The sequence below is a fragment of the Paracoccus sp. SMMA_5_TC genome, from assembly GCF_009696685.2.
In the GTDB taxonomy this organism is placed as follows: Bacteria; Pseudomonadota; Alphaproteobacteria; order Rhodobacterales; family Rhodobacteraceae; genus Paracoccus.
This window is the reverse complement of the sequence record NZ_CP102355.1, coordinates 2,575,146-2,601,185: the sequence shown is the minus strand read 5'-3', so window position 1 is coordinate 2,601,185 and position 26,040 is coordinate 2,575,146. Positions and strand designations below refer to the sequence as shown.

Below are 26,040 nucleotides of genomic sequence, written 5' to 3'. Positions count from 1 at the left end.
CCCCGTCCCCGATCGAACGGGCCGCGGCCGCTATAGCAAAGCTGCGCCGGCGGTGCGAGGGGGAAAAAGCCGCTCGACGCTTTGCAGCACCGCCGGAATCCGGTCGGGCAGATCTTCGGCGATCAGGCCGGGGCCAAAGCCGCGCGCCGCCTCGGCATGCAGCCATGCGGCGGTCGCTGCAGCCGTCAGCGGGGCAAACCCTCGCGCCAGCAATCCGCAGATCAGACCGGCCAGAACGTCGCCCGAGCCAGCGGTGGCAAGCCAGGGCGCGGCCTGTTCGCCGACCGCCGCCGCGATGAACGCCCCGCCGTCGGGGGCGGCCACCACCGTGTCCGGCCCCTTGAGCAGCAGCACGCAGCCCGCCCGTGCTGCCGCCAGCCGCGCCGCGTCCAGGCGCGAAAAGGCCGGGCCGCGGTCGGCCGGCGCCGCCAGTGTGGCGGCGATGTCGGGAAACAGCCGGGCAAATTCACCGCCATGCGGGGTCAGCACGCAATCCCCATGCAGCTGCGCCAGCAGCGCCGGGGGATTTTCCGCCCAGGCAGTCAGCGCATCCGCATCCAGCACGCAGGGTCGGCCGGAGGACAGCGCCGCTTCGACCAGCGCCGGCGCGCGATCAACACCCAGCCCCGGGCCAAGGCACAGTGCGGTCAGCCGAGGGTCGCGCAAGCTTGCACCCAGCGCGGCGGCATCGGGCAGGGCGCGCAGCATCGCCGCATCCAGCCGCGCGGCGTTTTCGGCCAGGGCCTCGGGCGGGCAGGCCAGGGTCACCAGCCCCGCGCCGCTGCGCAGCGCCGCCCTTGCCGCCAGCCGTGCGGCCCCGCCCTTGCCCGGCCCGCCGGCCAGGATCAGCGCATGGCCATGATCGTATTTATGCCCCGCGCGCTTGAGCAGCGCCGGCAACGGCCCCGCCCGGCGGATGTCTGGGCCAGCGACCTTGGCCCAGGGTTCCAGCCCGATATCGACCACGCGCAGCAGCCCGCCCAGATCGCCGCCCTGCGCCAGCAGATGTCCGGGCTTGGGGCGGTGAAAGGTGACGGTCAGCGCCGCCGATGGCAGATCAAGCCCGCCCAGCACCCGGCCGCTGTCGGCGCAAACTCCGCTGAGGATATCGACCGCCACGATCGGGCTGCCCAAGCCAGCCGCCTGTTGCAGCAGTCCCAGCGCCGAAGCCGGAATGGGCCGTCCAAGTCCGGTCCCGAACAGCGCGTCGATGCAGACCGTGGCGGGGCCGAAATCCTCGGGGCGCAAGCTGTCATGCGCGACAACCGGGCCAGTCCAGGCCCGCGCCGCGTCGGCGGCGTCCTGCGTCGCCGGCGCGGCCAGGGCCGCGACGCGCAGATGCCAGCCCTGATCGCGCAGCAATCGCGCCACGACATAGCCATCGCCGCCATTGTTGCCCGGTCCGCACAGGATCACCGCCCGCCTGCGCTCGCCGCTGCGCGCCTGCGCCAGGATGCCCGCCACACCCGCGCCGGCGCGTGCCATCAACACGCGACCTGCCACACCCGAGGCCATCGCGGCAGCTTCGACTGCCCGCATCTGCCGAATCGTCAGGATCTGCTCGCTCATGGTCTCTGTTCGCCCATTTTTCAGGCAATATGATGAAATATTGTGCAGACCGGCCGAAATCCGGGTCTCTGGTCCATCGCGGGGGCTCACCTGCATGGACGTGCCCCATCAAACCCGCCAATCAGGACGCAGGCAAGCCGCGAAAGAAGGACAAGGCGATGAAGAAGGTCGAAGCCATCATCAAACCCTTCAAACTGGACGACGTCAAAGAGGCCCTGCAGGAAGTCGGGGTCCAGGGCCTGTCAGTGACCGAGGTCAAGGGCTTTGGCCGCCAGAAGGGGCATACCGAATTGTATCGCGGCGCGGAATATGTCGTCGATTTCCTGCCCAAGGTGAAGATCGAGATGGTGCTGCCCGACGATATGGTCGATGCGGCGGTCGATGCGATCATCTCGGCGGCGCGCACCGAAAAGATCGGCGACGGCAAGATCTTCATCATCCCGGTCGAACAGGCCATCCGTATCCGCACCGGGGAAACCGGCGACGACGCCGTCTGATCCCTTGCCCGCCAACCAAAACGACACCATGGCCCGGCCTTGCCGCCGGGACGACTGACGGAGGAATGACCATAATGAAAGTCAAGGACGTTCTGGATCTGCTGAAGACGGAAGAGGTCGAATATGTCGACGTCCGCTTCACCGATCCCAAGGGCAAGCTGCAGCACGTGACGCTGGTCGTCGACCTGATCGACGAGGACTTCTTCGAGGAAGGCTTCATGTTCGACGGTTCGTCCATCGCCGGGTGGAAGTCGATCGACCAGTCCGACATGAAGCTGATGCCCGATCCGTCCTCGGTCTATATCGATCCGTTCTATGCCGAAAAGACGCTGTGCGTGCATTGCAATGTGGTCGAGCCCGACACCGGTGAGGCCTATCCCCGCGATCCGCGCGGCACCGCCGCCAAGGCCGAGGCCTATCTGAAGTCCTCGGGCATCGGCGATGTCGCCTATTTCGGCCCCGAGGCTGAATTCTTCCTGTTCGACGACGTGAAATATTCGATCACGCCGCAAAAGGTTTCGTTCGAGATTGACTCGGCCGACGCCGCCTGGAACACCGACACCCATTACGAGGACGGCAACCTGGCCCACCGCGCCCCCCACAAGGGCGGCTATTTCCCGGTGAACCCGATCGACGCCGCCCAGGACATCCGTGGCGAGATGCTGTCGACGATGAAGCGCATGGGCATCAAGGTCGACAAGCACCACCACGAGGTCGCCACCGCCCAGCATGAGCTGGGGATGATCTTCGGCGGACTGGTCGAACAGGCCGACAACATCCAGAAATACAAATACGTCATCCACAACGTCGCCCATGCCTATGGCAAGTCCGCGACCTTCATGCCCAAGCCGATGAAGGGCGACAACGGCTCGGGCATGCACGTCAACATGTCGATCTGGAAGGATGGCAAGCCGCTGTTCGCCGGCGACAAATACGCCGATCTCAGCCAGGAGGCGCTGTGGTTCATCGGCGGCATCCTCAAGCACGCCAAGGCGCTAAACGCGCTGACCAACCCCTCGACCAACAGCTACAAGCGGCTCATCCCCGGCTTCGAGGCCCCGGTGCTGCGCGCCTATTCGGCCCGTAACCGTTCGGGCTGCGTGCGGATTCCGTGGACGGAAAGCCCCAAGGCCAAGCGCGTCGAGGCCCGTTTCCCCGATCCGGCGGCCAACCCCTATCTGGCCTTTGCCGCGCTGCTGATGGCCGGTCTTGACGGCATCAAGAACAAGATCGATCCGGGCCCTGCCTCGGACAAGGATCTTTACGACCTGCCGCCCGAGGAACTGGCCGAGATCCCGACGGTCTGCGGCAGCCTGCGCGAGGCGCTGGAAGAACTGGAGAAGGACATGGACTTCCTGCTGGCGGGCGATGTGTTCACCCGCGACCAGCTCGAGGCCTATATCAAGCTGAAATGGGAAGAGGTCTATGCCTATGAGCATACGCCGCACCCGATCGAATACGCGATGTATTACAGCTGCTGATTGCCGCCTGCGGCGATGCCTCTGGCCGTCCCTCTGGGGCGGCCATTTTTCATGGCGGGACAGGGTGAATTTGCTTCGTCACAACCATCGGTTGGTGCGCCAAACAAGATGCTCTGAAGAAATTCAATATAAATAACAATGTTATGAAATAAAATCCTCAACTTGTTTCGACCTGACCGAAAGGTTAGCTAGGCACAGGGAACCAATTCCCTAAAATTGAACTTGTTAAGCGGTAAATCAATTGAAGGTTGGTCATTCATGTTTGGAAGCGGTAACATGGGCATGAGCAGTGCGGCGCGTCACTCCGATCAGTCGGCCGCTCTGCGGTCTCATCTGCCGGACGACGGGCAGATTGCCTTTGGTGGCACGATGACGGATTGGTGCGATCTGGGCTTTTCCATCTGCGAAACCTACCTGCTGGAGGCACAAGGCCTTTATCTGGATGGCGATTGTGCGGGATTGCTTGCCCTGGCCGAAGCGCAGGTGGACCCGGAACTGGAGGCCGAGGTGATCGCGCATCTGAATTCGCTGCTGCGGGGGCTGGCTCTGCGCCGTCAGGACGGTCGGGTGCGGCTTGTGGAAACCCAGGGTCCGCTGGGGTTGAACTGGCCCGTGCTGGCAGACCTGTGGCAAGCGATGGATTCGGCCAAGGGCGATATGCGTATGCCCAGCCTTGCCCCCCGCTTTGAAGCGCGCTTGCGCGCAACCCAGGCCAATATCGCCTGAGGCGCGTCATGCGCTGAAAGCGTCTCTGGCGGCAGTGCTTTCATGCGGATGATGCATCGTCTATGACATCCTTCTGATTGCAGGGGATGCCAGACTTGAACGCAGCCGACAGAATTTTCCGAACCATTGCGGTTGAAATCAACGCCAGTCCCGCCCAGGTTGCTGCCGCCACGGGCTTGCTTGACGGCGGGGCGACGGTTCCTTTCATTGCGCGCTATCGCAAGGAGGTGACGGGCGGGCTGGACGATACCCAGTTGCGCAGCCTGGCCGAGCGCCTGTCCTATCTGCGCGAGCTTGAGGCGCGCCGGGCGGTGATTACGGAATCGATCCGCAGTCAGGGGAAGCTGACCGACGATCTGGCTCGCGCCATCCATGCGGCCGACAGCAAGGCCGCGCTTGAGGATATCTACCTGCCCTACAAACCCAAGCGGCGCACCAAGGCGATGATCGCCCGCGAAAACGGGCTCGAGCCGCTGTTGCGCGCCATTCAGGCCGACCGCCGCGCCGCGCCCGAGGATCTGGCCACGGCATATGTTTCCGATGCCGTGCCGGATGCCAAGGGCGCCCTGGACGGGGCGCGCGACATCCTGGTCGAGGAGCTGTCCGAAAACGCCGACCTGCTGGGGCGTCTGCGCGCCTATATGCAGGCCGAGGCGGTGATCGCCGCCAAGGTCGTGGCTGGCAAGGAACAGGCCGGGGCCAAGTTCAGCGACTATTTCGATCATGCGGAAAAATGGGCCAGCATCCCCGCTCATCGGGCGCTGGCGATCCTGCGCGGCGCCAGGGAAGAGGTGCTGACCATCGACATCGCCCCGCCAGCCGAGGGTGGTGCGGCGCGCGCCGAAGCCATCATCTGTGCGGCACTGGCGCCGCTGGGCGAACATCCGGGCGATCAATGGCTGCGCAAGGTCGCCGCATGGTGCTGGCGGGTGCGGCTGTCGAATACGATGTATGTCGATCTGCTGACCGAATTGCGCAGCCGCGCCCATGCCGAGGCGATCAGGGTCTTTGCCCGCAACCTCAAGGACCTGCTGCTGGCATCGCCCGCCGGGCCGCGGCCGACCATCGGGCTTGATCCCGGCATCCGCACCGGGGTCAAGCTGGCCGCGGTAGATGCCACCGGCAAGCTGGTGCAGACGGCAACCCTATATCCGTTCCCACCAAAGTCCGAGCTGCGCGAAGCCGAGGCGCAGCTGGCCGCCGTGATCGTCCGCCATGGCATCGAACTGGTAGCCATCGGCAATGGCACTGCCAGCCGGGAAACCGAGCGCTTCGTTGCCGAGGTGCTCAGGAAGCTGCCGGCGGGAGTCAAGGCGCCGGTCAAGGTCATCGTCAGCGAGGCGGGGGCGTCTGTCTATTCGGCCTCGGAACTGGCGGCGCGGGAGTTTCCCGATCTGGACGTGTCGCTGCGCGGGGCGGTGTCGATCGCACGGCGGTTGCAGGATCCGCTGGCCGAACTGGTCAAGGTGCCGCCCGAATCGATCGGCGTGGGCCAGTATCAGCATGACGTCGATCAACGCCAGCTGGCCCGCACGCTCGAGGCGGTGGTCGAGGACGCGGTGAACGCGGTGGGGGTGGATGTGAACACAGCCTCGGCCCCCTTGCTGGCGCATGTCGCGGGTTTGGGTCCGGCACTGGCGCAGGCCATCGTTGCCCATCGCGATGCCGCCGGCGCCTTTCGCAGCCGCGCGGCGCTGAAGAAGGTTGCGGGGCTGGGACCGCGCGCGTTCGAGCAATGCGCCGGTTTCCTGCGCATTCGCGACGGGGACGAGCCGCTGGATGCCTCGGCCGTGCATCCCGAGGCCTATGGGCTGGCCCGCCGCATCGTCGCCGCCTGCGGCCGCGACATCCGCCAGATCATGGGGCAACCCGAAGCACTGCGCGGCATCCGGGCGCAGGATTTCGTCGATGCCGATTTCGGCCTGCCTACGGTGCGCGACATCCTGGCCGAACTGGAAAAGCCCGGCCGCGATCCGCGCCCCAGCTTTGTCACCGCCAGTTTCGCGGATGGGGTCGAGCAGATCGGCGACCTGCGTCCGGGGATGCTGCTCGAGGGCACAGTGACCAATGTCGCGGCCTTTGGCGCCTTTGTCGATATCGGTGTGCATCAGGACGGGCTGGTCCATATCAGCCAGCTGGCCGACCGCTTCGTCAAGGATCCGAACGAGGTCGTGAAGGTGGGCGATGTGGTCAAGGTGCGGGTGACCGAGGTCGATGTGGCGCGCAAGCGCATCGGCTTGACCATGCGCAAGGATGGCGGCGGCCAGAACGGTGGCAATCGGGATGGTGGCGGCTCGACCCGCGACAGCCGGGATGCGCGTGCGGCCAAGCCGCCGGCCAGCAAGGGCGCGGGCCGCGTCCAGGATCAGCCCGGGGCGCTGGGCGCGGCCCTGATGAACGCGCTGCGCAAGGGCTAGCCCAGCAGCGCGGCCCGGAACTGCGGGTCGGACAGCGCGATTTCGCGCTGGCCCAGCCGCGCCCCTTCGGCCAGGGCGCGGGCGGTCTGGGCCTGGGCAAATGCGACCGCCTGGTTCAGATCCTGACCCTGGGCCAGCGATGCGGTGACCAGGGCTGCGAACAGGTCGCCGGTTCCGGCCAGCGCCACCGGCAGGCGCGGCGCGGGGTGCCGGATAATGCCCTGTTGATCGAGGATCAGGGTTTCGATCATCCCGGGGGCGGTGTCCGCCAGGGTGCAGCCGGTCACGATCAGCCGCGCCCCCGCAGCCAGCTGCAATTGCCGGGCGGCACGGTCCACGTCCCGCAGGTTGCGAATGGGCGTGCCGGTCAGCCAGGCAAGCTCGAACCCATTGGGCGAGGCCAGATCGGCCAGCGGCAACAACCGGTCGCGCAGGATATGCGCTATTTCGGCCGGGACATAAAGCCCTGGGTCGTCATCGCCCAGAACCGGATCGCAGTAATAGCGCAGGCCGGGGTTTTCGGCCTTGGCGCGGGCGACGAAATCGGCCAGTAGCCGGGCATTTCCGGCCGTGCCCAGATAGCCCGACAGCAGGAAATCCGCACGCTGCGGCAGTTCCCGGTCCCAAAGCCCCTGCAGCAATTCGGCAAAGAAATCCTCGGGCAGCGGGCGGCCGCGCAGCGTCGGGTATTCGGGGATGTTGGACAGGATGACCGTCGGCACCGCCGCGACCTGATGCCCGGCCGCCAGCAGCGGAAAGACCGCCGCCGAATTGCCGACATGGCCCATCACCACCTGGCTCTGGATCGAGATGATCAGGCTCATGCGCGGCCCTCGAGCCGGGGGGCCCAGTCCTCGACCCTACCGCTTTCCAGCCGGCGCACGGCATAGCGGCGCCAGCCCTCTGACAGGATGTCGAGCGCGGCGATGGCGCTCAGTTCGTCCCGGTTCAGGCGTTCGACATAAAGCGCGTGCCACAGCCGGTGCAGCGTCCAGTCTGGGGCGATGCGATCCACCAGGATCAGGCGGTCGCAGGGCGCCACCGGGCCCGGTTCCAGCACGCGGTAATACCAGCCGGTGCGGCCGCTGTCCTGGACCCGGCGGGCCATGTCGGGCACCCCGAAGCGGCGCGACAGTTTCCAGCACGGCTGTCGGCCCTGCGACACCTGCACCAGGGCGCGGCCGAGGCGGAAGATGTCGCCCACCGCCACATCGGTTTCGGTCAGGCCGGTGGCCGAGATGTTTTCGCCAAAGGCACCTGGTCGGGCGAGGAGTGTCTGCACCGAGATGAGCGCGCCCGCCCCGGCCTGCCCATCGAGGGCAGGCCGCGCCGCGGGGGCTGGCGCCCCCGTTGCCCCCGGCTGCGGCGCGGATCCTGAAAGCCCCGCCAATTCGCCGGTCCAGGTCGGGTAATGATCGCGGGGATAGTGATGGACCGCCTTTTCCGGCCCGCCATGCACGCGGCGGTCGGCCTGCTCGTCGCCGACGAAGCCTGTCGCGGTCAGCAACAGCGGCTGATCGACCGGCCGCTTGTCAATGGCGCTGTCCAGGCCGCTGTCACCCAGCGGCGCGGCCTTTCCGATCAGCAGCAGCGTGTCCCACATGACATATCCCTTTTCACCCGCAAGCCGCAGCATGAACCGTGGCGCGGCCAGGCACAACACCCCGCCCGCCGCGCGGATTTGTCGCGCGCGGCGATGGCGCAGCCGGTTGACAGCAGCCAGCCCAGCGGCCAGATCATGCCCGGCCCCCAAGGGGGCAGCGATGCGCGCAAGGCAGGAGAGTCAGATGGCACAGCGGAAAACCGGATCCAGCGTCGGGGCCTTGCGCCTGGCCTTGTGGTTGCTGGTTGCGGCCGCGCTGGCGGCGGTGGCCTGGTTTCAGTTCGTGGCCCCGCGTCTGGCCGCGGTTCACGGCAACGGGGGATCGGTCGCCGCGGTGGGGGCGGCCAGCCTGGGGCAGGGCGACTATGCGCTGACCGCGACCGATGGCAGCACGTTCAGCCAGGAAACCCTGAAGGGTCAGCCCTCGGCGGTTTTCTTCGGCTTTACCCATTGCCCGGATGTCTGCCCCACGACGCTGGGCGACATCGCCACCTGGCGCGAGGAACTGGGCGCGGACGCGGACAAGTTGCGGGTGTTCTTTGTCACCGTCGACCCCGAACGCGATGATGTCGAGACGCTGCGCGAATACCTGTCCTGGGTGCCGGGCGTGACCGGCGTCACCGGATCACCCGAGGAAATGGCCAAGGCGATCAAGGCATTCCGCATCTATGCGCGCAAGGTGCCGCAAGAGGGCGGCGACTACACCATGGATCATTCCTCGATGATGCTGCTCTTCGATCGCGACGGCGCCTATGCCGGGTTGATCGGCTATCAGCAGGATCACGACCGCACCATGGCCAGCCTGCGCGCACTGGTGCAGGGGTAAGGCGGCGTCACGGCCCGGTCACATCAGCGCGTCAGCAGCAAGCCGCGCCTCAAGTCACAAAGGGCGATGTCATCCCTGATCGTCAGGGGTAGCCTTGCCAGTCGCGCCCTGCGCCTGGCGCCGGGCCTGTAGGCGTTCGTGAAAAGCGGGCGGCTGTCGCGGCGGCTGATGCTGCATGGCGCGCACCCTGGCCTCGGCACCCGCGACAAGGTCGGGGATCAGCTGCGCCTCGGGCAGGTTGGTCCAGTATTTGCGGGGCATTTCCGATTGCATCGCCCGCAGTTTCAGCCGAGCGGGGTTGAAGGTGGCGGCATAGTAACTGCGCCACAATTCCTCGGTCGCGTCCGTGGGCAGGTCGGGCCTGGCGGCGGGATGTTCGTCGCAGCGCAGGCGGCCGGCGTGAAAGCAGGCGCTGCCCCGAGGGGTAAGGATCTGCCAGTCCATGTCGGCAAAGCGGGCAGCGAAAAAGGGTGCGGCGCGGGCCACGATGTGATGATCGGGCTCGAACCATGCCACAAAGCGGCGCCGACCATCGCCCGGCAACTCGCGAAAGCGCAGAAAGGCGTGCATCTTGTGGCAATCGCGCCGCACGGCCCGGGTCAGCCGGCGCAGGCGCGATACCTGGGGGTCCGTCGCATCGTCCAGCAATTGCGGCCGATCCTGCAGGCGCCACAACAGGCTGTAAAGCAGCTCGAAGCGCGCGGGTTCAACGTGGCAAAGCGCGCTGGCTGCCAGATCGGGAAAGGCGCGCGGCACGCGCGGCGGCGGGCGGATGGCGGGGCCTGCATCCTTCGGGCAGGATGGCGCGGCGGGATCCACCTGCCAGCGCGTCGCCTCCGGCGGCAACCCGGCCTGAAACGCCGCCCGCGCCAATTGGCGCCATTCGGCCGCATCGGCCTGTGACCGCAACGTCAGTCGCATCACAGCAGCGCCAGTTGCTGCGGGGGCGGCGCAAACATCTGGCGCAGGTCGCTGCGGTCGATCAGGCGCAGCGGCGTCCAGCCCTGCGCGCAGACGAACGGGCGCACCTTGCGCAACGACACCCGCAGCCGGCCCAGATCATCAAGCGTCAGGCGGTGGTGACGGCGCGCGCTCAGGATCGCCTCGACCGTGCGCAGCCCCAGACCGGGCACGCGCAACAGCATCTCGCGCGGGGCGCGGTTGATGTCGACGGGAAAGGCGGCGCGATGGGCCAGCGCCCAGGCCAGCTTGGGGTCAAGGTCCAGGTCCAGCATGCCGTCCGGTCGGGCGCTGGTAATGTCCTGCATCGAAAAGCCATAGAACCGATACAGCCAGTCGGCCTGATACAGGCGGTGTTCGCGCAGCAAGGGAGGTTTCACCGGCGGCAACCGCGACGAGGCATCGGGGATAGGGCTGAAGGCGGAATAATAGACCCGCTTCAGCGCATAGCTGTCGTAAAGCCGGGCCGAGGCACCCAGGATCGTGGCGTCATCGGCACCGTCGGCGCCCACGATCATCTGCGTCGATTGCCCGGCCGGGGCAAAATCCTGGCGCCGGCCGCGCAGGGTGGGCTCGGCTGCGGCTTCGATCCGCAGCCGCAGGTCGGCCATGGCCCCGCGGATCTGACCCGGCCGCTTTTCGGGGGCCAGATCGGCCAGGCCGCGATCGGTCGGCAGTTCGACATTGATCGACAACCGATCGGCATAGCGGCCAGCCTGTGCGATCAGATCGGGCGAGGCCTCGGGGATGGTTTTCAGGTGGATATAGCCGTGAAAGCCATGGCGTTGCCGCAAGTCGCGGGCGATCCGCACCATCTGTTCCATGGTGTGATCGGCGCTGCGCGCGATGCCCGATGACAGGAACAGGCCCTCGATATAATTGCGACGGTAGAATTCCAGCACCAGCCAGATCACCTCGTCGGGGCTGAAGCGGGCGCGGGCGACATTGCTGGAACTGCGATTGATGCAATAGGCGCAGTCATAGATGCAGAAATTCGTCAGCAGGATCTTCAGAAGCGAGATGCAGCGCCCGTCGGGCGTATAGGCGTGACAGATGCCCATGCCCTCGGTCGAGCCCAGGCCGCCCTGGCGGGCGTCGCGCCGGCGGGTGCCGCTGGAGGCGCAGGAGGCATCGTATTTGGCCGCGTCGGCCAGGATGGCCAGGCGGTCCTGCAAGGAACGTTTCATGCAATGTTCTATAAATGTTCTTTCCGTGGCCTGCAATACGGCATGGGCGCGGCGGGCGGATGGCAGCGATGCGGCGCGCCTGCGAAACCGCGTGACGAGGTTTCTGCAAGAAGATAACGTGCCGCCGAAATGCAGGAGAGAACGCTTGTCCGCCGCCACTGAAAACTGGGTCGAAATCATTGGCGAAATCGACTTCGTCCCCGATCTGCTGAAGGTCGTCTGCCAGACCAGCGGCATGGGCTTTGCCGCCATCAGCCGCGTGGCCGGGCAGCAGTGGACCGCCTGCGCGGTGGCCGATCATCTGCGTTCGGGCTTGGCGGCGGGCCAGCAGCTGCCGGCCGAGGCGACGCTGTGCCACCAGGTGGCGCAGTTGCGTCAGGAAATCGTGATCGAGGATATCACCCGCGACCCGGTCTATGCCGACCATCCGGTGCCGGCGCGATACGGGCTCAGCAGCTATCTTTCGGTGCCGATCCTGCTGGGCGACGGCACGGTTTTCGGCACCCTTTGTGCGATCGGTGCCACGCCCGTGCCTCTGCTGAGCGGCCCCGCCCTGCCCATGTGCCGGCTGTTTGCGCAGATGATCGGCCGCGCCATCGATGACAGGCGGGCGCTGCGGGATGGCCGCGCGGAACTGGGCGAAAGCCGCCGGATCGGTCGGCTGCGCGAACAGTTCCTGGCGGTTCTGGGCCATGATCTGCGCAATCCGCTGGCGGCGCTGCGCGCGGGCACCAATATCCTTGCGCGCGCCGATCTTGCCGAGGAAGAAGCGCAGCTGGTTGTGACCATGCAGCAGACCGTGGACCGAATGACAGACCTGGTGGACAATCTGCTGGATCTGGCGCGCGGCCGACTGTCGCAGGGCATCGAGATCGTGCCCGATGCCAGCGTGCCCTTGGCCGAGACGTTGCAGCAGGCGCTGGGCGAGATCCTGCGCGCCCATCCCGATCGCAGCATCGAGCCCCGGATCAGCATCGACCGGCCGGTGGCGGTCGATCCGCGCCGGATGGCGCAGATGGTGTCGAACCTTCTGGGCAATGCGGTGACGCATGGTTGCCCGGATCAACCAATCCGCTTCGAGGCGGTGACCGATGCCGACAACTTTTGCCTATCGGTGTCCAACGCTGGCACTCCGATCCCGCCCGAGGTGCAACAGCGCCTTTTCCAGCCGTTCTTCCGCCAGGCAGACAGCGCCCATGGCGGGCTGGGTCTGGGGCTTTACATCTGTTCCCAGATCGCGCGCGGGCATGGCGGCACGCTGGGCGTGACCTCGTCGCCGGCCGAAACCCGCTTTACCTTCACCATGCCGCTGGGCGCTGGCTGCGCATGACCACGCGACCCGCCCCGCCGCCGGGCAGCCTGCTGTGCGATTTCGGCCCCCAGGGCCCGGCCTTGTTTCAGGGCCCGGCGGAAACGGTCGTGGCCGAAACCCCGGCCGAGGTTGCCCCGGCGCTGCAGCGGCTGGAACATCTGCGCAGGCAGGGCGCGTGGATTGCCGGCTGTCTGTCCTATGAACTGGGCTATGCGCTGGAACCGGCGCTGGCCGCACAGATGCCCGATGCGCGGCGCGGCCCCTTGCTGGCCATGGGGGCCTATGACGCCCCCGGCCCAGCCCCGGCCTTGCCGCCCCCGCCGGCGGTGCGGCTGGATCCGCTGCGCCCGATGATTGCACCCGGTGACTATCGTCGCGCCTTTGACCGCACGCTGGACTATATTGCCGCCGGAGACTGCTATCAGATCAACCTGACCTTTCCGATCGCCAGCCGGCTGCGCCAGGGCAATCCTTGGGAACTCTACGCCGCGCTGGCCGCGCGCCAGCCGGTCGGCTTTGGCGCCTATGCCGATCCGGGCTGCGGACCCATCGTGGTTTCACGCTCGCCAGAACTGTTCTTTCGTCTTGACGCGCAAGGCGTGATCGAGACGCGCCCGATGAAGGGCACGGCCCCGCGCGACCCCGATCCGCAGCGCGATGCGGCGCTGGCGGCGGCGCTGGCGGCATCGGAAAAGAACCGCGCCGAAAACCTGATGATCGTCGATCTGCTGCGCAACGACATCGCGCGCATCTCGCATCCAGGCTCGGTGCGGGTGCCGGAACTCTTCGCCGTGGACAGTTTCGCCACCGTGCATCAGATGAGCTCGCGCGTGACCGGCCGCCTGCAACAGCCGGCCGCGCTGGAGCCGCTGTTGCGGGCGCTGTTTCCCTGCGGCTCGGTCACCGGTGCGCCCAAGATCCGGGCCATGCAGATCATCCGCGAGGTCGAGCCATTTGCCCGCGGCATCTATTGCGGCGCGATCGGCTGGATGGCACCGGATGGCGCGGCCTGTTTTTCTGTCGCCATCCGGACCTTGTCGGTCTGGCCCGATGGCGAGGTGACGCTGAATGTGGGCGGCGGGATCGTGCAGGATTCGACCCCGGATGGCGAATGGGAGGAAGCGTTGTGGAAAGCGCGTTTCGTGCAGGATCTGACGACCCCGACCTGAGGTTGATCGAAACCGTGCTGTGGGACGGTACCCACTGTCCGCTGCTCGAGGCGCATCTGTCGCGCCTTGCCTGGGGGGCGGCGGCGCTGGGCTGGCCCTGCGATCTGGCGGCGGCGCGGCGTGCGCTGACCGGGCCGGCCGGGCAGGGCGCGCGCCTGCGCCTGACGCTGGATCGTGCGGGCGGCCTGTCGCTGCAATCGGGGCCGCTGCCGGCTGCGGCGGCAGAATGGCGCCTGGGCCTGGCGGCGGCGCGGCTGGATGCCGACGATCCGTGGTTGCGGCTCAAGACCACGCGCCGGGCGGCCTATGATGCCGCCCGCGCCGCGCTGGCGCCGGGGCTGGACGAGGTGGTGTTCCTGAACCAGCACGGACAGGTCTGCGACGGCAGCATCACCACGCTGTTCTTTGACCGCGGCCAAGGGCTGCGCACGCCGCCCCTTGGCTGCGGCCTGTTGCCTGGCGTCTTGCGGGGGACCATGCTGGCGCGCGGCCAATGCCACGAGGAAATCCTGCTGGCCGAAGATCTGCCCAAGGTGCGGCTGTGGGTGGGCAACGCCCTGCGCGGGCTGATCCCGGCACAATGGCACGGGTGCTAGCGCCTTTTGGTGGCACGCGGTGCATTTGCGTTGCCGTGCCCGCAGCTTTCTTTTAGTAACCGCGCGATACGAGACCTCGGGGCCGCGGGCGCGTTCGGGGCCTTTGTGCAGCAGGCAGAGCCAGGGGGGAACAGATGCTCGACCTGACCCATATCCGCAGCGAGCTGGCCTCGCATTACGATCTGGCGCCCTCGCTGGAACTGGCCGAGGCCATGGCCGACATCCACGCCCGCATGGGTCGGGTGATGCCCTGGCCGGACTGGGCGATCCATGCCCCCTATGTCGCCGCCATCAACCGGCTGAAAAAGGAGCGCAACGCGGTCGTTCTGGCACATAACTACATGACGCCGCAGATCTATCACGGCATTTCGGATGTCGTGGGCGACAGCTTGCACCTGGCGATCAAGGCCACCGAGGTCGAGGCCGACGTGATCGTGCAATGCGGCGTGCATTTCATGGCCGAAACCTCGAAAATCCTGAACCCGGCCAAGACCGTGCTGATGCCCGACATGGAGGCAGGCTGTTCGCTGGCCGAAAGCATCACCGCAGAGGGCATCGCCGAGATGCGCGCGCGCTTCCCCGGCGCGCCGGTGGTCAGCTATGTCAACACCACCGCCGAGGTAAAGGCTGCCTCGGACATCTGCTGCACCTCGGCCAATGCGGCGCAGATCGTGGCGGCGCTGGACGGCGATACCGTGATCATGACCCCGGACAAGTGGCTTGCGCAGAACGTGGCCAGGAAAGTGCCGCAAAAGCGCATCGTCTGGTGGGACGGCGCCTGCGTGGTGCATGAACGCTTCACCGCCCAGGATCTGCGCGATTTCCGCGAATGGAATCCGGGCATCCGCATCATTGCCCATCCCGAATGTCCGCCCGATGTCGTGGCCGAGGCGGACTATGCCGGCTCGACCGCGAATATCCAGGATTGGGTGGAACGCGAACAGCCGCGGCAGGTGATGCTGGTCACCGAATGTTCCATGGCGGCCAACATCTCGGACGCGAACCCGGATGTCGAGTTCCTGGGCCCCTGCAACATGTGCCCCTATATGCAGAAGATCACGCTGGAAAAGGTGCTGTGGTCGCTGCACACCATGACCACCGCCATCGAGGTCGATCCCGCCGTGGCCGAACCCGCGCGCCGGGCGGTGCAGCGGATGATCGACCTGTCGCGCCGGATTGCCGGCTGAAATGGCGCAGCTGGCGACGCCGCGGGTGGTGATCGTCGGCGCCGGCCTGGGGGCGCTTTACGCGGCGCTGAAGCTGGCGCCGCGGCCGGTGCTGATGATTTCGCCCGAAACGCTGGGCCAGGGCGCCAGTTCGGCCTGGGCGCAGGGCGGCGTGGCCGCGGCGATGGACCCGGCCGACAGCGCCCAGGCCCATGCCCGCGACACCCTTCGGGCGGGCGCCGGAACCGTGGACGCCGCCGTGGCCGCCATGGTCACCGAAGAGGCGCGGGCCCATATCCTGGACCTGACCGAACTGGGCACACCCTTCGATCGCGCGCCGGACGGCAGCTATGTGCTGTCGCGCGAGGCTGCGCACAGTTTCGCGCGTGTGGTGCGGGTGCGCGGCGATCAGGCCGGTGCCGAGATCATGCAGGCGCTGGTGGCGCAGGTGCGGGCGACGCCCTCGGTCCAGGTGCTGGAAGGGGTGATGGCGACCGGCTTTTGCGTGGATGGGGGCCGCGTCGTCGGGGTCGATCTGTGTCTGGCGGGCCCGCAGGTTTCGACGCCGCTGCGGCTGCTGGCGCCGGCGGTGTTGCTGGCGGGCGGGGGCGCAGGCGGGCTTTATGCGGTGACCACCAACCCGCCGCGCATCCGCGGCCAGGCCATGGGCATGGCGGCCCGGGCCGGGGCGGTGATCGCCGATGCCGAATTCGTGCAGTTCCACCCGACCGCCATCGACATCGGCGAGGATCCCGCCCCCCTGGCGACCGAGGCCCTGCGCGGCGAGGGGGCGGTGCTGGTCAACAGCCGGGGCGAACGCTTCATGCTGGCGCTGCACCCCGATGCGGAAATGGCGCCGCGCGACGTGGTGGCGCGGGCAATCTTTGCCCAGACCCAGGCCGGGCTGCGGCCGATGCTGGACACGCGTGCCTGTCTGGGCGCGCGGATACTGGACGATTTCCCGGCCGTGGCGGGGGCCTGCTTGCGGGCGGGGATCGACCCCACCCGCCAGCAGATTCCGGTGGCGGCGGCGGCGCATTATCACATGGGCGGGGTGGCGGTGGACGACCAGGGTCGCGCCAGCCTGGCCGGGCTGTGGGTCTGCGGCGAGGCGTCTGCGACCGGGCTGCATGGGGCGAACCGGCTGGCCTCGAACGGACTGCTCGAGGCGCTGGTCTATGCCCGTCGCTGTGCGCTGTCGATCGGGCAGACCCTGGGCGCGGCGCCCGTGGCTGCCGAGCCGGTCGTGCTGCCAGCGTTGCCTCCGGCACCCGGCCCGGACCCGGCGCTGGTGACACGGCTGCGTCAGGCGATGACACGAGGTGCCGGGGTCATTCGCGACGCCCAGGGTCTTGAGGCCTGCCTGCGCGAAATCGCGGCGGTCGAGGCCGCCCAGCCCGACTGTCCGGCGCTGCTGAACATGACCGCGACCGCCACGCTGATCGCCGCCGCCGCCTTGCTGCGTCAGGAAAGTCGCGGCGCCCATTGGCGCAGCGATTTTCCGCAGACACATGCGCAGGGCCAGCGTTCGCGCATGACCCTGGCCCAGGCGCTGGAGCTGCGCGATGCCATCACCCAGAGGAAGCCATGACCCCGATGCCCCCCTTGCCCGATCTGATCCTCGAGCCGCTGGTGCGGGCCGCGCTGATCGAGGATCTGGGCACCTATGGCGATATCACCACCCGCACCGTGATCCCTGCCGGCACCCGTTACCGCGCCCGTATCGTCGCGCGCGAGGCGGGGGTGGCCTCGGGGATGCAGCTGGCGGCCATCGCCTTTCGCCTGGTCGATCCGGGCCTGGCCTTTCGCGCGCTGGTCGGGGACGGCGCAAGTTTTGACAAGGGCGCGGTGCTGGCCGAGATCGAGGGCGAGGCGGCCTCGATCCTGACCGGGGAACGGGTGGCGCTGAACTTTGCCGGCCGGCTCAGCGGCATTGCCAGCCAGACGGCGGAATACGTCGCCCAGACCGCCGGCACCCGCGCCCGCATCACCTGCACCCGCAAGACGACGCCGGGGCTGCGGCTGGTGGAAAAGCAGGCGGTGCTGCACGGCGGCGGTTTCAACCACCGTTTCAGCCTGTCCGATGCGATCCTGATCAAGGACAATCACATCGCCGCCGCCGGCGGCATCCGGCCGGTGCTGCGGGCGGTCAAGGCCCGCGCCTCGCACATGATGCGCGTCGAGATCGAGGTCGACCGGCTGGACCAGCTGGCCGAAGTGCTGGACGAGACCGGGGCCGATGTGGTGCTTTTGGACAACATGGACACCGCCACCCTGGCCGAGGCCGTGCGCATGACGCAAGGCCGGCTGATTCTGGAGGCATCGGGGAACATGCGCCTGGCGCGGATCGCCGAGGTGGCGGCCACCGGGGTCGATTACATCTCGGTGGGGGCGCTGACCCATTCGGCCCGCACGCTGGACCTGGGCCTGGATTTCTAGCCCCGGACCGGGGGATTGCCTGCGCGCGGCCAAGCTGCCAAGCATGGGCCCGGCAACGGCCGACAGGAGCTTTCATGACCATCCATATCGTCCCCACCCAGCCCATCGACGGCCAGAAGCCCGGAACTTCGGGCCTGCGCAAGAAGACGCCGGTGTTCATGCAGCGGCACTATCTGGAAAACTTCGTGCAGGCGATCTGGAACGGGACCGGCGGCGCCGAGGGCAAGACCTATGTGCTGGGCGGCGACGGCCGCTATTTCAGCGATCGCGCGGCGCAGGTGATCCTGCGCATGGCCGCGGCCTCGGGTGCGGCGCGGGTGATCGTGGGGCGCAACGCGCTGCTGTCGACGCCGGCGGCCTCGAACCTGATCCGCCAGCGTGGGGCCGATGGCGGCATAATCATGTCGGCCAGCCACAATCCGGGCGGCCCGCAGGGCGATTTCGGGGTCAAATACAACATCGCCAACGGCGGCCCCGCCCCCGAGGCGGTGACAGACGCCATTCATGCCGCCAGCCGCAGCCTGAGCGAATACCGCATCCTTGACGCGCAGGACGTGGACCTGTCGGAGCCCGGAATGCGGATGCTGGGCGGGATGCAGGTCGAGGTGGTCGATCCCGTTGCCGATTACCACGCGCTGATGCGGCGCCTGTTCGATTTCGATGCCATCCGGGCGCTGTTCGCCTCGGGCTTTCGGATCCGGTTCGATGCCATGCACGCCGTCACCGGCCCCTATGCGCGCGCCATTCTCGAGCACGATCTGGGCGCCGCCCCCGGGTCGGTGGTGAATGCCGAACCCAGCCCCGATTTCGGCGGCGGCCATCCCGATCCGAACCCGATCTGGGCGCGCGAGCTGATGCAGGCCATGTTCGGCCCCGACGCGCCGGATTTCGGCGCCGCCTCGGACGGGGACGGGGATCGCAACATGATCGTGGGGCGAGGGGCCTATGTGACGCCCTCGGACAGCCTGGCGGTGCTGGCGGCCAATGCCCATCTGGTGCCGGCCTATGCCGGCGGGCTGCGCGGGGTGGCGCGGTCGATGCCGACGTCGGGCGCAGTGGACAGGGTGGCTGCGGCGCTGGGCATTCCCTGCCACGAGACCCCGACCGGCTGGAAATTCTTTGGCAATCTGCTGGATGACGGCCGCGCCACGCTGTGCGGCGAGGAAAGCGCGGGCACCGGATCGGACCATGTGCGCGAAAAGGACGGGCTGTGGGCGGTTCTGTTCTGGCTGAACGTGCTGGCGGCGCGGCGCCAGCCCGTGGCGCAGATCATGGCGGAACACTGGGCGCGCTTTGGCCGCAATTACTATTCCCGCCACGACTATGAGGCGGTCGATGCGGCTGCTGCGCAGGCGCTGATGGCCGATCTGCGCGCCCGATTGCCGGATCTGCCGGGCCAGACCGTCGCCGGGTTGCGGATCGAGGCTGCGGACGAATTCGCCTATGACGACCCGGTGGACGGGTCGCGGGCCGAAGGGCAGGGTCTGCGCATCCGCACCGAAGGCGGAGGTCGCATCGTGCTGCGGCTGTCGGGCACCGGCACCGAGGGCGCGACCCTGCGCGTCTATCTCGAGCGGCTGGAGACCGACCCCGCGCGGATGCAGGACGACCCGCAGCAGGCGCTGGCGGGCATCATTCGCGCCGCTGACGAATTGGCCGGGATCGGCGCCCGCACCGGCCGCAGCCAGCCCGATGTGATCACCTGAGTTCGGCGGCGCGCGGCGGGGCGGTCAGACGCGCTGCCCCGCGACCCAGGTTGCGCGCATCACCGGGGTGTCGTCCATGGTGGCAAAGCGGATCAGGTCGGCGCGCTGGCCCGGCGCGATGCTGCCGCGATCGGCAAGCCCCGCCGCCCGGGCGGGATTGGCCGTGACCGTGGCGATGGCGCGCGGCAGATCGTCCCAGATCCGGGCCAGCATCATTGCCCCGGCGAGCAGGCTTGCGGGCACGTAGTCCGAACTCAGGATGTCCAGCAGCCCCTGACGCGCCAGCTCGGCGGCCGAGATGTTTCCCGAATGGCTGCCGCCCCGGATCAGGTTCGGGGCCCCCATCATCACCCGGATGCCGTGGTCGTGACAGGCGGCGGCGGCCTCGGCCGTGGTGGGAAATTCGGCCAGCCGCACCCCGTGGCGGGCGGATACGGCCACATGTTCGGCGGTGGTATCGTCGTGGCTGGCCAGCACCGCGCCAAGACGGTGGGCGATTTCGACCGCAGCCGCCTCATGCGCGTCGCCATACCGGGCGCGCAGGGCCTTCAGCCGGGCGACATGGTCGGCGAAATCGCTGTCGCTCAGCTTGTATTTTCCCTGAACGTATTGGGCCAGCTTGGACAGGTCGCGGAACTGGCGCTGGCCCGGGGTGTGGTCCATCAGGCTGACGATGCCGACGGCGTCCTCGGGGCCGAACTCGTCCAGTTCCGCCAGCAGCGTTTCGGAACAGACCTCGGCCCGCAGATGCAGGAAGTGACTGATGCGCAGCCAGCCGCGATTGCGGATCGCTGCCAGTTCGTGGGCCAGCGCGCGGGCATACTTGTCGTAATCGGCGTCGGGGGAATCGCTGGGGATCGAGCCCACCCGCATGGCGTCGAAGACGGTGGTGATGCCGCATCCCGCCAGTTCGGCGTCATGGGCCAATATCGCGCCGGCATGGGGCCAGTCGACGCCCGGACGCGGCCGCAGGTGGCGTTCCAGGTTGTCGGTATGCAACTCGACCAGGCCGGGGGCCAGAAAATCGCCCTGCAGGTCCAGCGCGCCGGCCGGCACCCGACCATCGGGCAGGACGGCCTCGATCCGGCCGTTGTCCAGGATCAGCCCCCCCGCTTTCACGGCATCGGGCAGGATCAGGCGGGCATTGGCAAGGATCTGTGCGGTCATGTCGGTCCGGTTCGGGGTGGCGGCGGGCACAGGACCAGCCACGACGGGGGCCGTCAAGTCTCTGCGCGCGGCCCGTAGCGTCATCGGCAAAGTTCGTCCACCCATGCGGGCACCACCTGCGTCGCCGGCCCGGTGCGGTGGTCCATGAAATCCCCGCTGATGGCCGAGGCGGTCAGGTTCAATTCAACCGTCTGCGCGCCGTGGCGGCGGGCGTGCTGGGCAAGGCCCGCTGCCGGATAGACCTGACCCGAAGTGCCGATGGCCGCAAAGATGTCTGCATCCTCGACCGCGGCCCAGATCCGTTCCATGTGATAGGGGATCTCGCCGAACCAGACGATATCGGGGCGGGTCGCGGCTGTGTTGCAGGCGGGGCAGGGATCGCGCGAGCGCATGATCAGTGTTGCCGGCCAGCGGTGGCCGCAATGCGCGCACAAGGCGCCAAGCAGGCTGCCATGCATGTGGATGACATCGGTCGAGCCGCCGCGTTCGTGCAGGTCATCGACATTCTGGGTGATCAGCGTCACGTCATGGTGACGCGCCAGCCGCGCCAGTGCTCGATGGGCCGCATTGGGCTGGGCGCGGGCGGCATCGGCCCGGCGCATGTTGTAGAATCGATGCACCAGCACGGGATTGCGGCGAAAGCCGTCGGGGGTAGCGACATCCTCGATGCGGTGTTCCTCCCACAGACCATCGGTGGCGCGAAAGGTGCGAATGCCGCTTTCCGCCGAGATTCCGGCGCCGGTCAGGACGGCAATTCGCATTCACACCTCTAGTTTGCGCAATAAGCCTCGGCCGCAGCGGCAAAGTTCTTATAGCGCCCCCAGAAGGCGTTGTCGGCATCACTTTTGGACATGCGCACCTTCTGCGCGGCGTCGGCATCTTGAAAGAAGCGTGCGGCGCGGCGCTGATCGGCGCGCGACAGGGTCTGGTCTGCGACCTGCTGGATGCAGCCGCACAACTGCGTGCTGCGCGCTCCGCGATCCGATCGCATGCAGGCGGAATCGATTGGACCGGCGACGGCTGGCGGCACGATCAGCACCACCGCGGCCGCGGCGATCATCAGGCGGTCGAACATCTCTGTCTCCTCGGCTTGGGCCTGTGCGGCACCGGGGCTGAACACCCTCTTTCGGCCGCGCCTCTGCGTCCGCAGGCTAGCAGAAAGCCTGGGCGCGCTCAACGGCGACGGGCGCACGGATCTGGGCGTTGCCGGCTGGTCTGACGCTATATCTGCCTCAGGCGGGTTCGGGGGTATAGCCCGCCTCTCGAATCACATCGGCCGCGCGTTCCGGGGTCAGGCCTTCAACAGTGACGCTGTGATCCTGAAGATCGGCTTTTGCCTGGCCTCCGGCCTCGGCCACGGCCTTTTCGATGGCGGCAGTGCAGTGGCCGCAGCTCATGTCGCTGACGCGGAATTTCATCGACCCGTCCTTTCGCTTGGCTGACAATCTGCCTATGATCGCGGCAAACCCCGGGTTCTGCAATTCCCTGACATGAGGCGACGGCCAGATGGTCACCGAAAACTTTCGCGGCGCGATGCTGATGGTCGTGTCCATGGTCCTGTTTGCCTTCGAGGACATGTTCATCAAGCTGCTGGCGGCCGAACTGCCCTATGCCCAGGTGCTGGGGCTGATCGGGCTGCTGGGCTTTGCCAGCTTTGCCGGGATGCTGTGGCTGAAAGGCGGGCGGCTGTTCACGCCTGACCTGCTGCGGCCGGTGGTGCTGTTGCGCAGCCTGGCCGAGGCGGTGGGCTCGATCGGGATTGTCGTGGCACTGGCTCTGACCGAGCTTTCGTCGACCTCGGCGATCATGCAGGCCTTGCCGCTGGCGATCGTGCTGGGCGCAGCGCTGTTTCTGGGCGAGCCGGTCGGCTGGCGACGGTGGAGCGCGATCATCGTCGGCTTTCTGGGGGTGCTGCTGGTCATCCGCCCCGGGCTGGAGGGGTTCCGGCCGGTATCGCTGATGGCATTGCTGGCGGTGGTGGGGCTGGCTGCGCGCGACCTGATGACGCGCCGGGTGCCGGCGCAGGTGCGATCCGAACAGCTTGCCGCCGCCGCCTTTTTCGCCATCCTGATCGCTTCGGTGCTGATGGGATGGGTTCTGGGTCAGGAATTCGTCATGCCTGACGGCCGGCAATGGCTGCTGTTTCTGGCCTGCATCGCGGTGGGTGTCGGTGGCTATGCGCTGCTGGTGGCGGCCACAAGGGTGGGCGAGGCGTCGGCGCTGGCGCCCTATCGTTATGCGCGGCTGGTGTTCGCGCTGATCCTCGCCTTTCTGGTGTTCGGGGAGCGGCCGGATGCGCTGACCATGACCGGGGCCGCGATCATCGTCGCCTCGGGGTGCTACACCATGTGGCGCGAGGCGTTGCTGCGCCGGCGACTGCTGCGCGAGGCAGGTTTGCTTGCGCCCTGAATCCCCCTTTCCGCAACGCCAAAGCCACGCTATAGCCGCGCCATGACCGACCTTGATCTCATCCGCAATTTCTCGATCGTGGCCCATATCGACCACGGCAAGTCCACCCTGGCCGACCGCCTGATCCAGATGACGGGCACGGTCGCCGAACGCGACATGAAGGCCCAGCTGCTGGACAGCATGGACATCGAGCGCGAACGCGGCATCACCATCAAGGCCAATACCGTGCGCATCGAATATCCGGCGCGCGATGGGCGAACCTATATCCTGAACCTGATCGACACCCCCGGTCACGTCGATTTCGCCTATGAGGTCAGCCGCTCGATGCGCGCGGTCGAAGGATCGTTGCTGGTCGTCGATGCCAGCCAGGGGGTCGAGGCGCAGACCCTGGCCAATGTCTATCAGGCCATCGACGCCGGGCATGAAATCGTGCCGGTGCTGAACAAGATCGACCTGCCCGCCGCCGAGCCCGAGCGGGTCAAGGAAAACATCGAGGAGGTGATCGGCATCGACGCCTCGGACGCGATCCCGATTTCGGCCAAGACCGGTCTGGGCATCCCCGATGTGCTGGAAGCGATCGTGACCCGCCTGCCGGCGCCCAAGGGCGACCGGAACGCGCCGCTGAAGGCGATGCTGGTGGACAGCTGGTATGACCCCTATCTGGGCGTCGTGGTGATGATCCGTGTCATGGATGGCGTGATCCGCAAGGGCGACCGCATCCGCATGATGCAGACCGGCGCCGTCTATGGCATCGACAAGCTGGCGGTGCTGCGCCCGCAGATGCAGGACATTCCCGAACTGGGCCCGGGCGAGATCGGGGTGCTGACCGCCTCGATCAAGCAGGTGCGCGACACCCGCGTCGGCGACACCATCACGCATGAGAAAAAGGGCACCGACACGCCGCTGCCGGGGTTCAAGCCGGCGCAACCGGTGGTGTTCTGCGGGCTGTTCCCGGTCGATGCCAATGACTTCGAGGCGCTGCGCGACGCCATCGAGAAACTGGCCCTGAATGACGCCAGCTTCAGCTACGAGATGGAAACCTCGGCGGCGCTGGGCTTTGGCTTTCGCTGCGGTTTCCTGGGGCTCTTGCACCTCGAGGTGATCCGCGACCGGCTGGAACGCGAATACGATCTGGACCTGATCACCACCGCGCCGAGCGTGGTGTTCAAGCTGCACATGAAGGACGGCGAGGTGCGCGACCTGCACAACCCCGCCGACATGCCCGATCTGACCTATGTCGACCACATCGAAGAGCCGCGCATCAAGGCCACGATCATGGTGCCGGACGAATATCTGGGCGATGTGCTGAAACTGTGTCAGGACCGCCGCGGCATCCAGATGGATCTGACCTATGCCGGCAATCGCGCCATGGTGGTCTATGACCTGCCCCTGGCCGAAGTGGTGTTCGATTTCTACGACCGGCTGAAATCGGTGACCAAGGGCTATGCCAGTTTCGACTATCAGTTGTCGGAATACCGCGAGGATCATCTGGTCAAGATGTCGATCCTGGTCAATGACGAGCCGGTGGACGCGCTGGCAATCATGGTGCATCGCGACCGCGCCGAAAGTCGCGGCCGGGCCATGGTCGAAAAGCTCAAGGAGCTGATTCCGCGCCACATGTTCAAGATCCCGATCCAGGCGGCCATCGGCAGCCGGGTGATTGCGCGCGAAACCCTGTCGGCGATGCGCAAGGACGTGACCGCCAAATGCTATGGCGGCGACGCGACGCGGAAAAAGAAACTGCTGGAAAAACAGAAGGCCGGGAAAAAGAAGATGCGGCAATTCGGCAAGGTCGAGATCCCGCAGACCGCCTTCATCCAGGCGCTCAAGATGGACAACTGAGCCTTGGCTGCGTGGCGGCGTCAGCCGCCCTTGGCCCCTGGGCGGACCGGCGGCTGTGCATGGGAGGCGGCATTCGCCGTGTCGTCCGCGGTTTCCGTCTTTCCGGTTTCGACCCCCTGCGGATTGGGCGTGCCATTGTCCGAGCCGCTTCTGTCGCGGCCGCGGATGACTACCCAGGATTTTGCCTCGGCCTCGAGGATTGCGGCGATATGCTGGGCAAGCAGTGCCTGCCGGTCGGGCGCCCCCAAGGCCGCGTATGGACCGGCAGCAGATTGAAACAGCAGCTTTTCGCGGCGGATCCCTTCCCGGGCGGTGCGATAGGTGATCCAGAGTTCGTGCCAGTTGAAAATCTGTTTCGAGCCCTGCAGCACGGCCACCGCCGCACCCAGCATCGCCATCAGCCATTTCTGTTGCCCATCAGGCAGGCCTGACAGTGTCAGCAACGGAATTGCCGTCGACAGCACCAGGATGGCCCAGGTCGCCGCATGGTGAAAGATGTAATTGACCAGGGCGGTGCGGCTGTAATAGCGCTCGGATCGTCGCAGGTCGTCAAGGATGGAATAGTCGGCCGCAGCTGGGGCGGCCCGCTCGGCGCTGTTTCCGAACATCGCACGCTCCTTCAGATCGCAGACCCGTCAAGGCGATGATGCTCATCTTAACATGCCGTTTGCGCAGCAAGAAGGGCGGCGCGATACCGCCCCCCGTCGGCCGAAGCCAGGATCAATAACCAGGTGCCGGGGCGGCTGCACTGGGCGCGTAGCTGCCGATCTGGCTTTGGCTGGTGGCGGCCTGTTGCGTCAGCAAGGCGCCGGCGGTCTGCATGTCTCGTCCTGCGCCTTGCATGGTTTCGCAGGCGGCCAGGGTCAGCAGAGCCAGCAGAGGGCATAGAATGGTCAGTCTGGGCATCGCAATGTCCTGTGATCGTGCTATGCCGGTTTTCTAGCCCGAGCCGCGCGCCCTTCCCAGTG

General features: G+C 67.1%; 25 protein-coding genes. 14 read left to right on the top strand and 11 right to left on the bottom strand.

What is annotated here, in order from left to right:
- Positions 1-30: 30 nt before the first annotated feature.
- Positions 31-1,569, bottom strand: coding sequence for an NAD(P)H-hydrate dehydratase (locus GB880_RS13395; protein ID WP_263467190.1), 1,539 nt, complete (start codon positions 1,567-1,569; stop codon positions 31-33).
- 158 nt (positions 1,570-1,727) lie between these two features.
- Between GB880_RS13395 and GB880_RS13390 the strand changes: the two genes are divergently transcribed.
- From GB880_RS13390 to GB880_RS13375, 4 genes are all read left to right on the top strand, one after another.
- The gene (locus tag GB880_RS13390; RefSeq protein WP_154494427.1) at positions 1,728-2,066 is read left to right on the top strand and encodes a P-II family nitrogen regulator; all 339 of its coding nucleotides are present in this window, start codon (positions 1,728-1,730) and stop codon (positions 2,064-2,066) included.
- 74 nt (positions 2,067-2,140) lie between these two features.
- Positions 2,141-3,547, top strand: a complete 1,407-nt coding sequence (glnA, locus tag GB880_RS13385) for a type I glutamate--ammonia ligase (RefSeq protein WP_154494430.1) — start codon at positions 2,141-2,143, stop codon at positions 3,545-3,547.
- Positions 3,548-3,805: 258 nt separating this feature from the next.
- A complete protein-coding gene (locus GB880_RS13380) occupies positions 3,806-4,273 on the top strand; it encodes a hypothetical protein (RefSeq protein ID WP_154494428.1) in 468 nt (155 codons plus the stop codon).
- An 86-nt stretch (positions 4,274-4,359) separates the two neighbouring features.
- Positions 4,360-6,690, top strand: coding sequence for a Tex family protein (locus GB880_RS13375; RefSeq protein WP_263467189.1), 2,331 nt, complete (start codon positions 4,360-4,362; stop codon positions 6,688-6,690).
- On the opposite strand, the gene pdxY is transcribed toward GB880_RS13375, so the two are convergent.
- Both pdxY and GB880_RS13365 read right to left on the bottom strand, forming a co-directional pair.
- A complete protein-coding gene (pdxY, locus tag GB880_RS13370) occupies positions 6,687-7,514 on the bottom strand; it encodes a pyridoxal kinase (RefSeq protein WP_154550716.1) in 828 nt (275 codons plus the stop codon). The two genes, GB880_RS13375 and pdxY, sit on opposite strands and share 4 nt — an antisense overlap.
- A complete protein-coding gene (locus GB880_RS13365) occupies positions 7,511-8,293 on the bottom strand; it encodes an MOSC domain-containing protein (RefSeq protein ID WP_154494362.1) in 783 nt (260 codons plus the stop codon). Before GB880_RS13365 ends, pdxY begins: the two co-directional genes overlap by 4 nt.
- A gap of 184 nt (positions 8,294-8,477) precedes the next feature.
- Here GB880_RS13365 and GB880_RS13360 point away from each other — a divergent pair, with 184 nt between their 5' ends.
- Positions 8,478-9,119 (top strand): SCO family protein, encoded by a 642-nt coding sequence (locus GB880_RS13360; RefSeq protein WP_154494363.1) that lies wholly within the window; start codon positions 8,478-8,480, stop codon positions 9,117-9,119.
- A gap of 69 nt (positions 9,120-9,188) precedes the next feature.
- Here the strand turns inward: GB880_RS13360 and GB880_RS13355 are convergent, their stop codons facing one another.
- Both GB880_RS13355 and GB880_RS13350 read right to left on the bottom strand, forming a co-directional pair.
- On the bottom strand, positions 9,189-10,040 hold the full coding sequence (locus tag GB880_RS13355; RefSeq protein ID WP_154494364.1) for a TIGR03915 family putative DNA repair protein: 852 nt from the start codon (positions 10,038-10,040) through the stop codon (positions 9,189-9,191).
- Complete coding sequence (locus tag GB880_RS13350) at positions 10,040-11,266, bottom strand: putative DNA modification/repair radical SAM protein (RefSeq protein ID WP_154494365.1); 1,227 nt, start codon at positions 11,264-11,266, stop codon at positions 10,040-10,042. The genes GB880_RS13355 and GB880_RS13350 overlap by 1 nt, the downstream gene beginning before the upstream one ends.
- 145 nt (positions 11,267-11,411) lie before the next feature.
- Here GB880_RS13350 and GB880_RS13345 point away from each other — a divergent pair, with 145 nt between their 5' ends.
- The 7 genes from GB880_RS13345 to GB880_RS13315 all read left to right on the top strand — a co-directional run bounded on the left by GB880_RS13345 (position 11,412) and on the right by GB880_RS13315 (position 19,654).
- The gene (locus GB880_RS13345) at positions 11,412-12,596 is read left to right on the top strand and encodes a GAF domain-containing sensor histidine kinase (RefSeq protein WP_195840868.1); all 1,185 of its coding nucleotides are present in this window, start codon (positions 11,412-11,414) and stop codon (positions 12,594-12,596) included.
- Positions 12,593-13,747 carry an aminodeoxychorismate synthase component I gene (locus GB880_RS13340; RefSeq protein WP_154494367.1) on the top strand — a complete coding sequence of 385 codons (1,155 nt, stop codon included), beginning with the start codon at positions 12,593-12,595 and terminating at the stop codon, positions 13,745-13,747. The genes GB880_RS13345 and GB880_RS13340 overlap by 4 nt, the downstream gene beginning before the upstream one ends.
- A complete protein-coding gene (locus GB880_RS13335) occupies positions 13,690-14,343 on the top strand; it encodes an aminotransferase class IV family protein (protein ID WP_263467188.1) in 654 nt (217 codons plus the stop codon). Before GB880_RS13340 ends, GB880_RS13335 begins: the two co-directional genes overlap by 58 nt.
- 134 nt (positions 14,344-14,477) lie before the next feature.
- On the top strand, positions 14,478-15,530 hold the full coding sequence (nadA, locus tag GB880_RS13330) for a quinolinate synthase NadA (RefSeq protein ID WP_154494626.1): 1,053 nt from the start codon (positions 14,478-14,480) through the stop codon (positions 15,528-15,530).
- 1 nt (position 15,531) lies between these two features.
- On the top strand, positions 15,532-17,100 hold the full coding sequence (locus GB880_RS13325; RefSeq protein ID WP_263467187.1) for an L-aspartate oxidase: 1,569 nt from the start codon (positions 15,532-15,534) through the stop codon (positions 17,098-17,100).
- The gene (nadC, locus tag GB880_RS13320; RefSeq protein WP_154492798.1) at positions 17,097-17,948 is read left to right on the top strand and encodes a carboxylating nicotinate-nucleotide diphosphorylase; all 852 of its coding nucleotides are present in this window, start codon (positions 17,097-17,099) and stop codon (positions 17,946-17,948) included. The genes GB880_RS13325 and nadC overlap by 4 nt, the downstream gene beginning before the upstream one ends.
- Before the next feature lie 74 nt (positions 17,949-18,022).
- Complete coding sequence (locus GB880_RS13315) at positions 18,023-19,654, top strand: alpha-D-glucose phosphate-specific phosphoglucomutase (protein WP_154550502.1); 1,632 nt, start codon at positions 18,023-18,025, stop codon at positions 19,652-19,654.
- A gap of 24 nt (positions 19,655-19,678) precedes the next feature.
- Here the strand turns inward: GB880_RS13315 and GB880_RS13310 are convergent, their stop codons facing one another.
- The 4 genes from GB880_RS13310 to GB880_RS13295 all read right to left on the bottom strand — a co-directional run bounded on the left by GB880_RS13310 (position 19,679) and on the right by GB880_RS13295 (position 22,239).
- Positions 19,679-20,821, bottom strand: a complete 1,143-nt coding sequence (locus GB880_RS13310) for an alpha-D-ribose 1-methylphosphonate 5-triphosphate diphosphatase (protein WP_154492800.1) — start codon at positions 20,819-20,821, stop codon at positions 19,679-19,681.
- 80 nt (positions 20,822-20,901) lie between these two features.
- Positions 20,902-21,582: an NAD-dependent deacylase gene (locus tag GB880_RS13305; RefSeq protein WP_154492802.1), complete on the bottom strand. Its 681-nt coding sequence runs from the start codon at positions 21,580-21,582 to the stop codon at positions 20,902-20,904.
- Positions 21,583-21,590: 8 nt separating this feature from the next.
- Positions 21,591-21,896, bottom strand: a complete 306-nt coding sequence (locus tag GB880_RS13300) for a hypothetical protein (protein WP_154492804.1) — start codon at positions 21,894-21,896, stop codon at positions 21,591-21,593.
- A 157-nt stretch (positions 21,897-22,053) separates the two neighbouring features.
- Positions 22,054-22,239, bottom strand: coding sequence for a heavy-metal-associated domain-containing protein (locus tag GB880_RS13295; protein WP_154492806.1), 186 nt, complete (start codon positions 22,237-22,239; stop codon positions 22,054-22,056).
- A gap of 88 nt (positions 22,240-22,327) precedes the next feature.
- Here GB880_RS13295 and GB880_RS13290 point away from each other — a divergent pair, with 88 nt between their 5' ends.
- Together GB880_RS13290 and lepA are read left to right on the top strand one after the other, a co-directional pair.
- The gene (locus GB880_RS13290) at positions 22,328-23,230 is read left to right on the top strand and encodes a DMT family transporter (protein ID WP_154492808.1); all 903 of its coding nucleotides are present in this window, start codon (positions 22,328-22,330) and stop codon (positions 23,228-23,230) included.
- Between the two features lie 42 nt (positions 23,231-23,272).
- Entirely contained in the window at positions 23,273-25,072 is a 1,800-nt protein-coding gene (gene lepA / locus GB880_RS13285) for a translation elongation factor 4 (protein WP_154492810.1), read from the top strand.
- Positions 25,073-25,092: 20 nt separating this feature from the next.
- Here the strand turns inward: lepA and GB880_RS13280 are convergent, their stop codons facing one another.
- On the bottom strand, positions 25,093-25,680 hold the full coding sequence (locus GB880_RS13280; RefSeq protein WP_154492812.1) for a DUF4231 domain-containing protein: 588 nt from the start codon (positions 25,678-25,680) through the stop codon (positions 25,093-25,095).
- Between the two features lie 112 nt (positions 25,681-25,792).
- On the bottom strand, positions 25,793-25,978 hold the full coding sequence (locus tag GB880_RS13275) for an entericidin A/B family lipoprotein (protein ID WP_154492814.1): 186 nt from the start codon (positions 25,976-25,978) through the stop codon (positions 25,793-25,795).
- Positions 25,979-26,040 lie beyond the last annotated feature (62 nt).